At 67.5% G+C, this 15,672-nt stretch carries 12 protein-coding genes; 11 read left to right on the top strand and 1 reads right to left on the bottom strand.

The window, feature by feature from the left end:
• Nucleotide 1 precedes the first annotated feature (1 nt).
• The 6 genes from ACEI37_RS19075 (at nt 2) to fdhA (ending at nt 7,057) form a co-directional block, all read left to right on the top strand.
• Nucleotides 2-298 carry a sarcosine oxidase subunit delta gene (locus tag ACEI37_RS19075; protein ID WP_373380211.1) on the top strand — a complete coding sequence of 99 codons (297 nt, stop codon included), beginning with the start codon at nt 2-4 and terminating at the stop codon, nt 296-298.
• Nucleotides 295-3,306: a sarcosine oxidase subunit alpha family protein gene (locus ACEI37_RS19070; RefSeq protein ID WP_373380210.1), complete on the top strand. Its 3,012-nt coding sequence runs from the start codon at nt 295-297 to the stop codon at nt 3,304-3,306. Before ACEI37_RS19075 ends, ACEI37_RS19070 begins: the two co-directional genes overlap by 4 nt.
• Nucleotides 3,296-3,949 (top strand): sarcosine oxidase subunit gamma, encoded by a 654-nt coding sequence (locus ACEI37_RS19065; protein WP_373380209.1) that lies wholly within the window; start codon nt 3,296-3,298, stop codon nt 3,947-3,949. The genes ACEI37_RS19070 and ACEI37_RS19065 overlap by 11 nt, the downstream gene beginning before the upstream one ends.
• Nucleotides 3,946-4,401 carry a dihydroneopterin aldolase gene (locus ACEI37_RS19060; RefSeq protein WP_373380208.1) on the top strand — a complete coding sequence of 152 codons (456 nt, stop codon included), beginning with the start codon at nt 3,946-3,948 and terminating at the stop codon, nt 4,399-4,401. The genes ACEI37_RS19065 and ACEI37_RS19060 overlap by 4 nt, the downstream gene beginning before the upstream one ends.
• 147 nt (nt 4,402-4,548) lie before the next feature.
• On the top strand, nt 4,549-5,697 hold the full coding sequence (locus ACEI37_RS19055) for a porin (RefSeq protein WP_373380207.1): 1,149 nt from the start codon (nt 4,549-4,551) through the stop codon (nt 5,695-5,697).
• A gap of 163 nt (nt 5,698-5,860) precedes the next feature.
• Complete coding sequence (gene fdhA / locus ACEI37_RS19050) at nt 5,861-7,057, top strand: formaldehyde dehydrogenase, glutathione-independent (protein WP_373380206.1); 1,197 nt, start codon at nt 5,861-5,863, stop codon at nt 7,055-7,057.
• 75 nt (nt 7,058-7,132) lie between these two features.
• Here fdhA and ACEI37_RS19045 read toward each other — a convergent pair whose 3' ends face one another.
• Nucleotides 7,133-8,158: a GlxA family transcriptional regulator gene (locus tag ACEI37_RS19045; protein WP_373380205.1), complete on the bottom strand. Its 1,026-nt coding sequence runs from the start codon at nt 8,156-8,158 to the stop codon at nt 7,133-7,135.
• 484 nt (nt 8,159-8,642) lie between these two features.
• Between ACEI37_RS19045 and ACEI37_RS19040 the strand changes: the two genes are divergently transcribed.
• The 5 genes from ACEI37_RS19040 to ACEI37_RS19020 all read left to right on the top strand — a co-directional run bounded on the left by ACEI37_RS19040 (nt 8,643) and on the right by ACEI37_RS19020 (nt 15,669).
• Nucleotides 8,643-9,917: a serine hydroxymethyltransferase gene (locus ACEI37_RS19040; RefSeq protein WP_373380204.1), complete on the top strand. Its 1,275-nt coding sequence runs from the start codon at nt 8,643-8,645 to the stop codon at nt 9,915-9,917.
• 37 nt (nt 9,918-9,954) lie between these two features.
• A complete protein-coding gene (locus ACEI37_RS19035; protein WP_373380203.1) occupies nt 9,955-10,926 on the top strand; it encodes a dipeptidase in 972 nt (323 codons plus the stop codon).
• A gap of 140 nt (nt 10,927-11,066) precedes the next feature.
• The gene (locus ACEI37_RS19030; RefSeq protein WP_373380202.1) at nt 11,067-11,600 is read left to right on the top strand and encodes a DUF5943 domain-containing protein; all 534 of its coding nucleotides are present in this window, start codon (nt 11,067-11,069) and stop codon (nt 11,598-11,600) included.
• A gap of 77 nt (nt 11,601-11,677) precedes the next feature.
• Nucleotides 11,678-13,741 carry an FAD-dependent oxidoreductase gene (locus ACEI37_RS19025; RefSeq protein ID WP_373380201.1) on the top strand — a complete coding sequence of 688 codons (2,064 nt, stop codon included), beginning with the start codon at nt 11,678-11,680 and terminating at the stop codon, nt 13,739-13,741.
• 2 nt (nt 13,742-13,743) lie between these two features.
• Complete coding sequence (locus ACEI37_RS19020) at nt 13,744-15,669, top strand: (Fe-S)-binding protein (RefSeq protein WP_373380200.1); 1,926 nt, start codon at nt 13,744-13,746, stop codon at nt 15,667-15,669.
• Nucleotides 15,670-15,672 lie beyond the last annotated feature (3 nt).

Genomic DNA, 15,672 nt, shown 5'->3' with positions numbered 1-15,672 from the left:
CATGCTGCTGATCCAATGTCCATGGTGCGGCCCGCGCGCCGAATCCGAATTCTCGTGCGGCGGCGAGGCCGACATCGCGCGCCCGCTCGACACCGACAAGCTGTCCGACCGTGAATGGGGCGACTACCTGTTCATGCGCACCAATACCCGCGGCATGCACCGCGAGCAGTGGCTGCACGCACAGGGATGCCGGCGCTGGTTCAAGGCCGAGCGCGACACCGTCACCTACGACATCAAGGGCTACGAGACCTTCGGCCAGCCCGCCGCCAACGCACCGCAGGGAAGGGGCAAGCAATGAGCCAGAAACACCGTCTCGGCACCGGCGGCCGCATCAATCGCGGCAAGCCGCTGTCCTTTACCTTCAACGGGCGCGTGTACCAGGGCTTCCAGGGCGACACGCTGGCCTCGGCGCTGCTTGCCAACGGCGTGCGCTTCGTCGCGCGCAGCTTCAAATACCATCGCCCGCGCGGCATCATGACCGCCGACGTGGCCGAGCCGAATGCGGTGGTGCAGCTGGAGGGCGGCGCCTACACCGTGCCGAACGCGCGCGCGACCGAGATCGAGCTGTACCAGGGACTGGTCGCGACCAGCGTGAACGCCGAGCCCGACCTCGAGCGCGACCGCATGGCGGTCAACCAGAAGTTCGCCCGCTTCATGCCCGCCGGCTTCTACTACAAGACCTTCATGTGGCCGCGCAAGATGTGGCCGCGCTATGAGGAGAAGATCCGCGCGGCGGCCGGCCTGGGCAAGGCCCCGACGACCCTGGACGCCGACCGCTACGACAAGTGCTACGCGCACTGCGACGTGCTGGTGGTCGGCGGCGGCCCGACCGGGCTGGCCGCTGCGCATGCGGCGGCGGTAACGGGCGCGCGCGTGATCCTGGTCGATGACCAGTGCGAACTCGGTGGCAGCCTGCTGTCCACGCGCGCCGACATCAACGGCAAACCCGCGCTGCAGTGGGTCGCCGAGATCGAGGGCAAGCTGCGCAAGCTGCCGGACGTGACGATCCTGTCGCGCAGCAACGCCTTCGGCTACCAGGACCATAACCTGGTCACCGTCACGCAGCGCCTGACCGACCACCTGTCGGTCTCGATGCGCCACGGCTCGCGCGAGCTGCTGTGGAAGATCCGCGCCAAACGCGTGATCCTGGCGACCGGCGCGCACGAGCGTCCCATCGTCTTCGGCAACAACGACCTGCCGGGCGTGATGATGGCCTCGGCGGTGTCGGCCTACATCCATCGCTACGGCGTGCTGCCGGGACGCGAGGCAGTGGTGTTCACCAACAACGACCGTGGCTACCAGGCGGCGCTGGACCTGAAGGCGTGCGGTGCGAAGGTGACGGTGGTCGATCCGCGCGCCACCACCACCGGCGCACTGCCCGCGGCGGCGAAGCGGCAGGGCGTGGCGGTGCTGAACGGCGCGGTGGTGGTAGCCGCCGCCGGCAAGACGCACGTGAGCTCGGTCAGCGTCGCGTCCTATGCCAACGGCAAGGTCGACGGCAAGGTGTCGAAGCTCGCCTGCGACCTGGTGGCGATGTCAGGCGGCCTGAGCCCGGTGCTGCACCTGTTCGCGCAATCGGGCGGCAAGGCGCAGTGGAGCGACGACAAGACCTGCTTCGTGCCGGGCAAGTCGATGCAGGCCGAGTGCAGCATCGGCGCAGCCGCGGGCGAATTCAACCTGGCGCTGGCACTGCCGCTGGCGCTGGAGGCCGGCACCGAGGCGGCCAGGGCGGCCGGCTTCATCACCGCGAAGCGGCCGGCGGCGCCGAAGGTCAGCGCCGTTGCCGAAGGCCCCTTGCTGCCGCTGTGGCTGGTCGGCAGCCGCGAGGCCGCCGCGCGCGGGCCCAAGCAGTTCGTCGACTTCCAGAACGACGTCGCGGCCGCCGACATCCTGCTGGCGGCACGCGAAGGCTTCGAGTCGGTCGAGCACGTCAAGCGCTACACCGCGATGGGCTTCGGCACCGACCAGGGCAAGCTCGGCAACATCAACGGCATGGCGATCCTGGCACAGGCGCTGGGCAAGTCGATTCCCGAGACCGGCACCACCACGTTCCGGCCCAACTACACGCCGGTCACGTTTGGTACCTTCGCGGGGCGCGAGGTCGGCGACTTCCTCGACCCGGTGCGCAAGACCTGCGTGCACGAATGGCACGTCGCCAACGGCGCCCTGTTCGAGGACGTCGGCAACTGGAAGCGCCCCTGGTATTTCCCGAAGCGCGGCGAGGACCTGCACGCCGCGGTCAAGCGCGAATGCCTGGCGGTGCGCAACAGCGTCGGCATCCTAGATGCGTCGACGCTGGGCAAGATCGACATCCAGGGCCCGGACGCGGTCACGCTGCTGAACTGGATGTACACCAACCCCTGGGGCAAGCTCGAGGTCGGCAAGTGCCGCTACGGGCTGATGCTGGACGAGAACGGCATGGTCTTCGACGACGGCGTGACCGTGCGCCTGGGCGAGCAGCATTTCATGATGACCACCACCACCGGCGGCGCCGCGCGCGTGCTGACCTGGATGGAGCGCTGGCTGCAGACCGAGTGGCCGGATATGAAGGTGCGCCTGTCGTCGGTGACCGACCACTGGGCGACGTTCGCGGTGGTCGGCCCCAAGAGCCGCAAGGTGCTGCAGAAGGTCTGCGGCGATATCGACTTTGCCAACGCGGCGTTCCCGTTCATGAGCTACCGCAACGGCACCGTGGCCGGCGCCAGGGCGCGCGTGATGCGCATCAGCTTCTCGGGCGAACTGGCCTACGAGGTCAACGTGCCGGCCAATGCCGGGCGCGCCGTGTGGGAGGCGCTGATGGCCGCCGGCGCCGAGTTCGACATCACTCCGTACGGCACCGAGACCATGCACGTGCTGCGCGCCGAGAAGGGCTACATCATCGTCGGCCAGGACACCGACGGCTCGGTCACGCCGTATGACCTCGGCATGGGCGGGCTGGTGGCGAAGTCGAAGGACTTTCTCGGCAAGCGTTCGCTGACGCGCTCGGATACGGCCAAGGAGGGCCGCAAGCAGTTCATCGGCCTGCTGACCGACGACGCGCAATTCGTGCTGCCCGAGGGCGCGCAGATCATTGCGCCGCAGACGCGCGTGTCGACCACCGAGCCGACGCCGATGATCGGCCACGTGACGTCGAGCTACTACAGCCCGATCCTGCAGCGCTCGATCGCGCTGGCCGTGGTCAAGGGTGGGCTGGGCAAGATGGGCGAGAGCGTCGCGATCCCGCTGGCCGACGGCCGCCGCGTGAGCGCGAAGATTTCCAGCCCCGTTTTCTACGATAGCGAAGGAGTGCGCCAGAATGTGGAATGAACAAGGCATTGCTACCGCACTGGCCGATGCGCCGGTGCCGAACGCCCGCACGCGCGACGTGCGCCTGGAGTCGCCGCTGGTCGGCGCCGCCGGCCTGCTCGAAGCGCCGCACCTGCGCGGCTCGATGTACTTCACGGTGCGCGAGCGGCAGTTCCTTGACCTGGTGATGGTGCGCGGCGAGCTGGCCGATGCCGCCTTCGTCGACGCGTTCGAGGGCGTGGTGGGCTGCTGTCCGCCGGCCGCGCCCAATACGGTCACGCGCGGCGCCGGCTACGACGTGCTGTGGCTGGGCCCGGACGAATGGCTGGTGCGCTCCGATGCGCCGGTGACGGCCGGCGTGCTGGAGGGCAAGCTGGCGCCGGCCATCGCCGGCTCGTACTCCGCCGCCGTCGATGTCGGCAGTGGCTATACGGTGGTCGAGATCAGCGGCGACCGCGTGCGCGACGTGCTGGCACGGGGCTGCCCGCTCGACCTGCATCCACGCGTGTTCGGCGCCGGGCAATGCGCGCAGAGCCATTACTTCAAGGCGCCCGTCATCCTGCTGCAGACCGGCGACAACCGCTTCGAGATCGTGGTGCGGCGCAGCTTCGCCGACTACTTCTGCCGCATCCTGCTCGACGCGGCGACGCCGCTGCTGTCATGAAGCCGGTCGAGAAGGTGTTCAGCGAGCGACAGCCGGGACTCGATGGCCTCGACGCGCCGCTACTGCCGGGGCGGGGCTGGAGCGTCTTTGTCGATGCCATGACGGTGCCGGTGCGCATCGGCATCCATGCGCACGAACACGACGCGCCGCAGCCGGTCGTGATCGACGCGCGCCTTGGCTACCGGCGCGAGCCCAGCGAAACGTCCGAGTGGATCGACTACGAGGGCTATTGCGCGCGTGTCGCCACGTTCCTGGCGAACAAGCCGCATACACGGCTGCTCGAGACGCTGGTGGCCGACATCGCGGAGCTGTCGTTCCGCGAATGGCCGGCGCTCGACACGCTGACCCTGGCAGCGCACAAGCCGAAGATCCGGCCCAGCACGCAGCGTGTCGGCGTCGAGCTGGAGTGGACGCGCGCGGACTACCTGCGCCGCACCGGCAAGCCTGCCTGAGCCGCACCGGTACGATGGCGGCGCCAGCCAAGCGCGCGTCGGTTTTGGCATGCAGCCGGTGCGGGCATGGAGACTACTCTCGTAGGCGCGTCGCTGCCGTGCCAGTCGGCGTGGCGGCGGCGCGCCACGACACAAGGAGGAAATCCAATGAAAAGAGCCACGTCCGGACTGACCATCGCGCTGCTGTCTGCCACGCCCGCCTTTGCCCAAAGCAGCGTAACGCTGTACGGCATCATCGATGAAGGCATCAACTACACCAACAATGTCGGCGGCGACCGGCTGGTGGAGATGCAGAGCGGCTTCGCCCAGGGCAGCCGCTGGGGGCTGAAGGGGTCGGAAGACCTGGGCGGCGGCGTCAAGGCGCTGTTCCAGCTGGAGAACGGCTTCAGTGCCAGCACCGGCAGGGCCGCGCAGGGTGGGGTGATGTTTGGCCGGCAGGCCTATGTCGGGCTGTCCGACGACCGGCTCGGCACCGTCACGCTGGGGCGCCAGTACGATTCCGTGATCGACTACCTGGCACAGACTACCGTGGTCGGCAACTGGGGCGGCTACCTGTTCGGCCACCCTTACGACAACGACAACATGGTCTACTCGTTCCGTGTCAACAACACGGTCAAGTACACCAGCCCCACGCTTGGCGGCTTCCAGTTCGGCGGCACGTACAGCTTCAGCAACGACACCAACTTTGCCAACAACCGCCAGGTCGGCGCAGGCATGCAGTACGCGAACGGCGGCTGGCTGCTGGCGGCGGCCTACCTGCAGGCCGATAACCCGTCGGCAACGACCAACGGCGCCATCAGCGCGGGCGGCGACCAGAACTTCCTGGCCCGGCGCCTGCGCATCTTCGGCGCCGGCGTCAACTACACCTTCGGGGCCGCGACGGCGGGCTTTGCCTACTCGAACACCAACCTGACGCAGCCGCTGTCGACCTCGTACATCTCCGGGTCGATCCTGCCCGCCACCGGCACGCTGGACGCGCTCAAGTTCCAGAACTTCGAATTCAACCTCAAGTACCAGTTCACGCCGGCGTTCTATGCCGGCGCGGTGTACACGCTGACCACGGAGAAGTTCCAGGCGTCGTCGGGTGAGGCGAAGCCCAGGGTGCACAGTATCGGCCTGATGGCCGACTACAACTTCTCGAAGCGGACCGACGTCTACCTGCAGGGTGTTTACCAGCGCGTCAGCGGCGACCGGACCGGCACGGCACTGGACCGGGCCTATATCCCCGGTGCGGCCGACGCGTCGTCGACCTCGCGCCAGGTGCTGGTGCGCGCCGCGATCCGCCACAAGTTCTGAGCCGGCAGTCCGGGCCAACCGCGATGTCGGGCCTGCGCAAGCGGGCGTCGGATTTTGCACAGGGCGCCGCGGCACAGCGCACTACTCTCGAACACGCATGCCGTGGATGCCGCGCCGACGGGCGCGGGCACGGCAGGCGCTAACGAGACATGGAGACGAAGCGATGAGCAACAACCGGGGTGTCGTTTATCTTGGACCGGGCAAGGTCGCGGTGCAGAACATCGACTATCCGAAGATGGTCGATCCCAGCGGTCGCGCGATCGGCCACGGCGTGATCCTCAAGGTGGTGACGACGAATATCTGCGGCTCGGACCAGCACATGGTGCGCGGCCGCACCACCGCGGAAGTGGGCCTCGTGCTCGGCCATGAAATCACCGGCGAGGTGATCGAGATCGGCCGCGACGTCGAGACCCTGAAGATCGGCGACCTGGTCTCGGTACCGTTCAACGTCGCCTGCGGCCGCTGCGCGATGTGCAAGGAGCAGCATACCGGTGTCTGCCTGAGCGTCAATCCGTCGCGCGCCGGCGGTGCCTACGGCTACGTCGACATGGGCGGCTGGATCGGCGGGCAGTCCGAGTACGTGATGGTGCCGTACGCCGACTTCAACCTGCTCAAGTTCCCCGACCGGGACCAGGCGATGGCAAAGATCCGCGACCTGACCTGCCTGTCCGACATCCTGCCGACCGGCTACCACGGCGCCGTCACCGCCGGCGTAAAGCCGGGCTCGACCGTCTACATTGCCGGCGCGGGGCCGGTCGGCATGGCGGCCGCGGCGTCGGCGCGCCTGCTGGGCGCGGCCTGCACCATCGTCGGCGACATGAACCCGGCGCGCCTGGCCCACGCCCGGGCGATGGGATTCGAGGTGGTCGACCTGTCGCAGGACGCGACGCTGGGCGAGCAGATCGCCGCCATCCTCGGCACGCCGGAAATAGACTGCGCGGTCGATTGCGTGGGCTTCGAGGCGCACGGCCACGGCGCTTCGGGCCATGTGGAGGAGGCGCCCGCGACGGTGCTGAACTCGCTGATGGAAATCACACGGCCCGCGGGCGCGATCGGCATCCCTGGGCTCTACGTGACCGACGATCCGGGGGCGAAGGACGCTGCGGCGCAACGCGGCAGCCTGAGCCTGCGCTTCGGCCTCGGCTGGGCCAAGTCGCATTCGTTCCATACCGGGCGGACGCCGGTGGTGAAGTACAACCGCAACCTGATGCAGGCCATCCTGCACAACCGCCTGCCGATTGCCGAGATCGTCAACGTGTCGGTGATTTCGCTGGACCAGGCGCCGGAAGGCTACCAGCAGTTCGACGGCGGCGCGCCACGCAAATTCGTCATCGATCCGCATGGGATGCTGGCGGCGTGACTTCGGTAGTGCCCTGAGGGCGAAAATCCGCTGAAGGTTCGCTCCCTCTCCCGCAAGCGGGAGAGGGGGAAAGCCTCACGCATGCATCACCGGCGCAAACCTCTGCCCCTGCCCATGCAAAGGAGCCTTCGCCAGCGGCGCCGCCTGCGCCCTGCGCTCGCGCGTGGGCGCCACGCCGAACGCCTCGCGATAGCTCTTGCTGAAATGGCAGGCCGACTGGAATCCGCACGCCATCGTGATATGCATGATCGACATGTCGGTCTGCAGCAGCAGCTCGCGCGCACGCCGTAGCCGCAGCGTCAGGTAATAGTGCGTCGGCGTCATGCCGAGGTGATCCCGGAACAGCCGCTGCAGCTGCCGTTGCGACATCATCGCCAGGCGCGCCAGTTCCTCGCGCGACAACGGTTCCTCGATGTTGTTCTCCATCAGCGCGATCACCTCGAACAGCGACTTGTTCGCGGAACCCAGCCGCGCCACCAGCGGCATCTTCTGCTGCGCGCTGGTGTCGCGCACATGCTCGACGATGAACTGCTCGGCGATCTGCGTGACGCGGCCCGTGCCGACGCGCGCGGCGATCAGGTGCAGCATCATGTCGAGCGGCGCGACGCCGCCGGTGCAGGTCACGCGGTCGCGGTCGATCACGAACAGTTCCTTCAGGAAACGCGTGCCGGGAAACTCTTCCTTCAGCGCCGACATGTTCTCCCAGTGGATGGCGCAGGCATAGCCCGACAGCAGCCCCGCCTTGGCGAGCGCGTACGTGCCGGTGCACAGGCTGCCGAGCATCAGCCCCTCGCGCGCGGCGCGGCGCAGCGTCGACAGGTGGCCGGCGCCGGTGGCGCGCTGCACGTCGATGCCGCCGCATACGAACATGATGTCTGGCCGCGCGATGCTGTCGGCCGCAAGGGTGTCGATGGTCAGGCCGTTGCTTGCCGTCACCGGGCCGCCTTCGGGGCTGATGACTGACCAGCGGTAGAGCTCCTGTCCGCTCAGGTAGTTGGCCATGCGCAGCACTTCGATGGCGTTGGTGAACGCAATCATCGTGAAGTTGGGCAGTGGCATGAACGCAAAGTGGGACAGCGACGCGGTTCGGTCGGTGGACATTGGGGGCGTTCCTTGGTTTCTGGCGGGCTTTATGGCCTTGGGGAAAGGCGCGGTGCCGTCTATCGATATTCATAATGCGCGCGCAACAAACGTGCCATACGGCGAAACCCTAGCCATCCTCGCGGTGACCCGCCGCAAGCGCCGCAATGCCGCGGATGCGTGACGCACGCACCGCGCCGCAGCGGTGCGAGGCACCGGTGCGGTGCATTGAAATTGGGCCCCGGGGCATGGGTTGGCAGCGGTCCTGGCGTCGCGCTGGCGGCCGCATCCAGCACAAGGCGCCGATGCGCGGCGTGACCCACTTGTCCAAAACGGACGCGAATGGCGGAAATGGAAAAGAACGCGTCTGAATTCACCAACCGCCCAAAAACGCGAACGACAAGAATAGATCCGTCGGCAACGCTGCGCCGAACCGGGCAAGTCCCCCGGGCGCAGCGGGCGCCTCGCCCCGTCAGCAGCCCATTCAATCAGCCACGGATACCCTATGTCGAACACCAAGTCTTTCTTTTCGCAGCCCCTGGCCGAGCGCGACTCGCGGGTGCGCAGCGCACTCGTGAAGGAACTCGAGCGGCAGCAGTCGCAGGTCGAACTGATCGCTTCGGAAAACATCGTGTCGCGTGCCGTGCTGGAGGCACAGGGTTCGGTGCTGACCAACAAGTACGCCGAGGGTTATCCGGGCAAGCGCTACTACGGCGGCTGCGAATTCGCGGATGAAGTCGAGGCGCTCGCCATCGATCGCGTCAAGCAGCTGTTCAATGCCGGCTTCGCCAACGTGCAGCCGCATTCCGGCGCGCAGGCCAACGGCTCGGTGATGCTGGCCCTGACCCGGCCGGGCGACACCGTGCTGGGCATGTCGCTCGATGCCGGCGGCCACCTGACCCACGGCGCCAAGCCCGCGCTGTCGGGCAAGTGGTTCAACGCGGTGCAGTACGGCGTGAACCGCGACACCATGCTGATCGACTACGACCAGGTCGAAGCGCTCGCGCATGAGCACAAGCCGAGCCTGATCATCGCCGGTTTCTCGGCCTACCCGCGCCAGCTGGATTTCGCCCGCTTCCGCGCCATCGCCGACAGCGTCGGTGCCAGGCTGATGGTCGACATGGCGCATATCGCCGGCGTGATCGCCGCGGGCCGCCATGCCAACCCGGTCGAGCATGCGCACGTCGTCACCTCGACCACGCACAAGACCCTGCGCGGCCCGCGCGGCGGCTTCGTGCTGACCAACGACGAGGAGATCGCCAAGAAGATCAACTCGGCCGTGTTCCCAGGCCTGCAGGGCGGCCCGCTGATGCATGTGATCGCCGCCAAGGCGGTCGCGTTCGGCGAGGCGCTGGAGCCGGAGTTCAAGACCTATATCGACAACGTGCTGGCGAACGCTCAGGCGCTCGGCGAAGTGCTGAAGGAGGGCGGCGTCGACCTGGTCACGGGCGGCACCGACAACCACCTGCTGCTGGTCGACCTGCGGCCCAAGGGCCTGAAGGGCACGCAGGTCGAGCAGGCGCTCGAGCGCGCCGGCATCACCTGCAACAAGAATGGCATTCCGTTCGACACCGAGAAGCCGACCATCACGTCGGGCATCCGGCTCGGCGCCCCCGCCGCGACCACGCGCGGCTTCGGCGTCGCCGAGTTCCGCCAGGTCGGCCGGCTGATCCTGGAGGTGTTCGAGGCGCTGCGCGCGAACCCGGAAGGCGATCCGGCCACCGAGCAGCGCGTGCGGCGCGAGATCTTCGCGCTGTGCGACCGCTTCCCGATCTACTGAACCCCGACAAGACCCGAGCCAAGGAGTGGAGCAACCCATGAGCCCGCTGCACGAAGACAGCATCATCATCGACGGCCTGAACATCTCGAAGTTCGAGCGCTCGGTGTTCGAAGACATGCGCAAGGGCGGCGTCACCGCCGCCAACTGCACCGTCTCGGTCTGGGAGAATTTCACCAAGACCGTCGACAACATCGCGCAGATGAAACAGCAGATCCGCGAGTACGGCGAGCTGCTGACGCTGGTGCGCAGCACCGACGACATCCTGCGCGCCAAGCGCGAAGGCAAGACCGGCGTGATCCTCGGCTTCCAGAACGCGCATGCGTTCGAGGACAACCTCGGTTACATCGAGGCGTTCGCCGACATGGGCGTGCGCGTGGTGCAGCTCTGCTACAACACGCAGAACCTGGTCGGCACCGGCTGCTACGAGCGCGACGGCGGACTGTCCGACTTCGGCCGCGAAGTCATCACCGAGATGAACCGCGTCGGCATCATGGTCGACCTGTCGCACGTCGGCGGCAACACCTCGTCCGAAGCCATTGCCTTCTCGAAGAAGCCGGTCTGCTACTCGCACTGCCTGCCGTCGGGGCTGAAGGAGCATCCGCGCAACAAGAGCGATGCGCAGCTCAGGGAGATCGCCGATGCCGGCGGTTTTGTCGGCGTGACCATGTTCGCGCCGTTCCTGAAGCGCGGCATCGACGCGACCGTCGACGACTACATCGAGGCGATCGACTACGTGGTCAACCTGGTCGGCGAGGATGCGGTCGGCATTGGCACCGACTTCACGCAGGGCTACAGCACCGATTTCTTCGACATGCTGACGCACGACAAGGGCCGCTATCGCCGCCTGACCAACTTCGGCAAGGTGGTCAATCCGGAAGGCATCCGCACCATCGGCGAATTCCCGAACCTGACCGCGGCGATGGAGCGCGCCGGCTGGAAGGCGTCGCGCATCCGCAAGATCATGGGCGAGAACTGGGTGCGGGTGTTCAGGGAAGTCTGGGGCGCCTGAGTCGCTCCACGCCAGTCACAGCTTTTTTTTCGAGCCATTCACGACAAACGGGACGTGCCCACGCACCGCGCGGGCACGCGGGCAATGCCGCGCCTGCGCCACGACGCAAGCGGCGAATACATCCTCACGGAGCCACCACGATGCAACCGCAACTGCCGATCGACGTCAATCCCGACACCGGCGTCTGGACCACCGACGCGCTGCCGATGCTGTATGTCCCGCGCCATTTCTTCACCAATAACCACGTCGCCGTGGAGGAGACGCTCGGTGTCGACGCGTACGCGGAGATCCTCTACAAGGCCGGCTACAAGTCCGCCTACCACTGGTGCGACAAGGAGGCGCAGCTGCACGGCCTGGCCGGCATGGCAGTGTACGAGCACTACCTGAAGCGGCTGTCGCAGCGCGGCTGGGGCCTGTTCTCGCTGCTCGAAGCCGATCCGGCGACGGCGCACGCCCGCATCGCGCTGCACCACTCGTCGTTCGTGCTGGCGCAGCCCGGCAAGGAAGGCAAGCTCTGCTACATGTTCGCCGGCTGGTTCGCCGGCGCGATGGACTGGGTCAACGACACGGCGCCGGCCGGCATGGGCGGGCCACGCGCGCAATCGAAGGAAGCGCAGTGCGCGGCCGAGGGCCACGAGCATTGCGTGTTCGAGGTGTCGGCGATCGCGCACTGAGCGCGCGCCAGGACCGCTTTCCGCCGCAACACCAAAGACGCAACACCCAGACATACGAACGCCAGAGGTCGCCTGCGATGCGCTATCCCCACCTGTTCAAACCCCTGCAGCTCAACCAGCTGACGCTGCGCAACCGGATCGTCAGCACCGCGCACGCCGAGGTCTATGCCGAACCGGACGGCCTGCCGGGCGACCGCTACCTGCGCTACTACGAAGAAAAGGCCAAGGGCGGCGTCGGCCTGGCGATCTGCGGCGGCTCCAGCCCGGTATCGATCGACAGCCCCCAGGGCTGGTGGAAGTCGGTGAACCTGGCCACGGACCGCATCGTCGAGCCCCTGTCCCGGCTGGCGGAGACGATGCACCGGCACGGCGCGAAGATCATGATCCAGGCCACCCACATGGGCCGCCGCTCGGCGTTCCACGGCGAGCACTGGCCGCACCTGATGTCACCGTCGGGCGTGCGCGAGCCCGTGCACCGCGGCAACGCCAAGATCATCGAGGTGGAAGAGATCCGCCGCATCATCGCCGATTTCGCTACTGCGGCGAAGCGGGTGAAGGATGCCGGCATGGACGGGATCGAGATCTCGGCCGCGCACCAGCACCTGATCGACCAGTTCTGGAGCCCGCGCACCAACTTCCGCACCGACGAGTGGGGCGGCAGCCTGCAGAACCGCCTGCGCTTCGGCGTCGAGGTGTTGCAGGCGGTGCGCGACGCGGTCGGCAAGGACTTCTGCGTCGGCCTGCGCATGTGCGGCGACGAGTTCCACGAGGACGGGCTCGACCACCAGCAGCTCAAGGAGATCGCGCAGGCGATGTCCGAGTCGGGCCTGATCGACTACCTCGGCGTGATCGGCTCGGGCGCCGACACGCACAACACGCTGGCCAACTGCATGCCGCCGATGGCGCTGCCGCCGGAACCGTTCGTGCACCTGGCCGCGGGCATCAAGTCGGTGGTGAAGATCCCGGTGATGCACGCGCAGAGCATCCGCGACGCGGGGCAGGCCGAGCGGCTGCTGGCCAGCGGCATGGTCGACCTGGTCGGCATGACGCGCGCGCAGATGGCCGATCCGCACATGGTCATCAAGATCCGCGACGGCCGCGAGGACGAGATCAAGCAATGCGTCGGCGCGAACTACTGCATCGACCGCCAATACAACGGTCTTGACGTGCTGTGCGTGCAGAATGCCGCCACCTCGCGCGAGGCGACCATGCCCCACGTGATCGAAAAATCGCGCGGGCCGAAGCGCAAGGTGGTGGTGGTCGGCGCGGGCCCGGCGGGCCTGGAGGCGGCGCGCGTGGCGCGCTCGCGCGGCCATGACGTGGTGCTGTTCGAAAAGAACACCGAGGTCGGCGGGCAGATCATGCTGGCGTCGAAGGCGCCGCAGCGCGAGCAGATGGCCGGCATCGTACGCTGGTTCGACATGGAGACCAAGAGACTCGGCGTCGACCGCCGGCTCGGCGTGGAGGCCGACGCGAAGATGATCATGGCCGAAAAGCCGGACATCATCGTGCTGGCCACCGGCGGCCGTGCCTTTTCGGACCAGGTGCCCGCGTGGGGCGTCGCCGAAGGGCTGGCGGTCAGCTCGTGGGAGGTGCTGTCCGGGCGCGTCGAGGCGAAGCAGAACGTGCTGGTCTACGACGGCGTCAGCACGCACGCAGGTGCCGGCGTCGCCGACTACCTGGCCAGCCGCGGTGCAAAGGTCGAGATCGTCACGCCCGACGTAAAGGTCGCCGACGACTGCGGCGGCACCACCTTCCCGATCTTCTACCGCCGCCTGTATGCGCAGGGCGTGATCCATACGCCCAACTACTGGCTCGACCGCGTCTACGAGGAAGACGGCAAGAAGATCGCGGTGCTGCGCAACGAGTATACGGAAGAGCTCGAGGAGCGCGCGGTCGACCAGGTCGTGATCGAGAACGGCTCGACGCCGAACGACGCGCTCTACTGGAAGCTCAAGCCGGAATCGCTCAATCGCGGGCAGGTCGATGTGCACAAGCTGTTTGCCGCCGAGCCGCAGCCGTGCCTGTCGGAAACGCTGGGCAACGGCCGCTTCCTGCTGTTCCGCGTGGGCGACTGCATCTCGATGCACAACATCCACGGCGCGATCTACGACGCGCTGCGCCTCGTCAAGGACTTCTGACCATGCATCCATCCTTGCTGATTACCGTCCTGCTGTGGCTGTCGGTGGCGGGGCTGGCCTTTGCGCTGCTGCGGCGCGCGTCGTACTGGCGGGTGGGGCGGGCGGCCGCGCCCGGCTCGGCCGGCCTCGCCAACCTGTTCGCGATCCCCAAGCGCTATTTCGTCGACCTGCACCACGTGGTGGCGCGCGATCCGTATATCGCCAGGACGCACGTGGCCACGGCGGGCGGGGCGATCGCTGCGCTGGCGCTGGTGTTCGTCAATTACGGGCTGGCCATCTATTCGCCATGGCTGGACAAGCTCATCCTGGTCGCGGCGCTGGCGATGCTGGTCGGCGCGGTCTTTGTCTGGCGCCGGCGCAAGGCGAAGGATGTGCCGGCGCGCCTGTCGAAGGGGCCATGGAATACGCTCCCCTGGCTGCTCGGCGCGTTCGCGCTCGGCCTGGCACTGTACACGGTGGTTCCCGCCGAAATCATGTCGGGCGCGTTCGCAGTGCTGTGCGCGGTGCTGATCGGCATCGGCGCGTTCGCGATGACGGTCGGCGCCGCCACGGGCGGACCGATGAAGCATGCCATGGCGGGCCTGCTGCACCTGGCCTTCCATCCGCGCCAGGAGCGCTTCGCCGCGACGCCGGACTCGTATACCGGCAGCGGCACCGCCACGCCGCCGACGGCGCTGAAGCTGCCCGACATCGAGCACAAGGAATACGGCGTCGCCAAACCGGTCGAGTTCCGCTGGAACCAGCTGCTCAGCTTCGACGCCTGCGTGCAGTGTGGCAAGTGCGAGGCAGCGTGCCCCGCCTTCGCCTCCGGCCAGCCGCTGAACCCGAAGAAGCTGATCCAGGACCTGGTGGTGGGCATGGCGGGCGGCACGGATGCCGCCTACGCGGGCAGCCCGACGCCGGGAATTCCGGTCGGCCAGCACCGCGGCGAACCCAACGGGACGATCGTGTCCGGCCTGATCGAGGCGCAGACGCTGTGGTCGTGCACCACCTGCCGCGCCTGCGTGCAGGAATGCCCGATGCTGATCGAGCACGTCGACGCGATCGTCGACATGCGACGCAACCAGACGCTGGTGCACGGCACCGTGCCGGGCAAGGGCGCCGAAGTGCTGGCGAACCTGCGCGAGACCGGCACCATGGGCGGCTACGACAAGGCGGCGCGCTACGACTGGTCGGTGGACCTGAACGCACCGGTGGCGCGTCCGGACAAGGCGGTCGACGTGCTGGTGGTGGCCGGCGAGGGCGGTTTTGATATGCGCTACCAGCGCACCCTGCGTGCGCTGGTCAAGGTGCTGAACAAGGCCGGCGTCGACTACGCGGTGCTCGGCGAAGTCGAGACCGACACCGGCGATGTCGCGCGCCGTCTCGGCGACGAGGCCACCTTCCAGCAGTTGGCCAGACACCTGATCGGAACGCTCGGCACCCTGTCGTTCAAGCAGATCGTGACCGCCGACCCGCACGTGATGCACAGCCTGCGCAACGAATACCGCGCGCTGGGGCTGCGGGTCACGGTCAAGCATCACACCACCTATATGGCCGAGCTCGCGGCGAGCGGACTGATCGCTCCCAAGGCAGTGGAAGCCCTGAGCGACAAGCGCACCACGTATCACGATCCGTGCTACCTGGGCCGCTACAACGGCGAGACCGAGGCGCCGCGCAAGCTGCTCAAGACCATCGGCATCCAGGTGGTAGAGATGGAACGCCACGGCATGCGCGGGCGCTGCTGCGGCGGTGGCGGCGGCGCGCCGCTGACCGACGTCCCGGGCAAGCAGCGCATTCCCGATATCCGCATCGCCGACGCGCGCGCGGTGGGCGCGGAAGTGGTCGCGGTCGGATGTCCCAATTGCACCGCGATGCTCGAGGGCGTGGTCGGTCCGCGGCCCGACGTGCTCGACGTGGCGGAACTGGTTGCGGCCTCCCTGGAGTAAATC

The sequence above is a fragment of the Cupriavidus nantongensis genome, assembly GCF_041726985.1.
Taxonomy (GTDB): Bacteria; Pseudomonadota; Gammaproteobacteria; order Burkholderiales; family Burkholderiaceae; genus Cupriavidus; species Cupriavidus nantongensis_A.
Note: the sequence above shows the minus strand (reverse complement) of the source record. Positions and strands in the feature narration are given on the sequence as shown.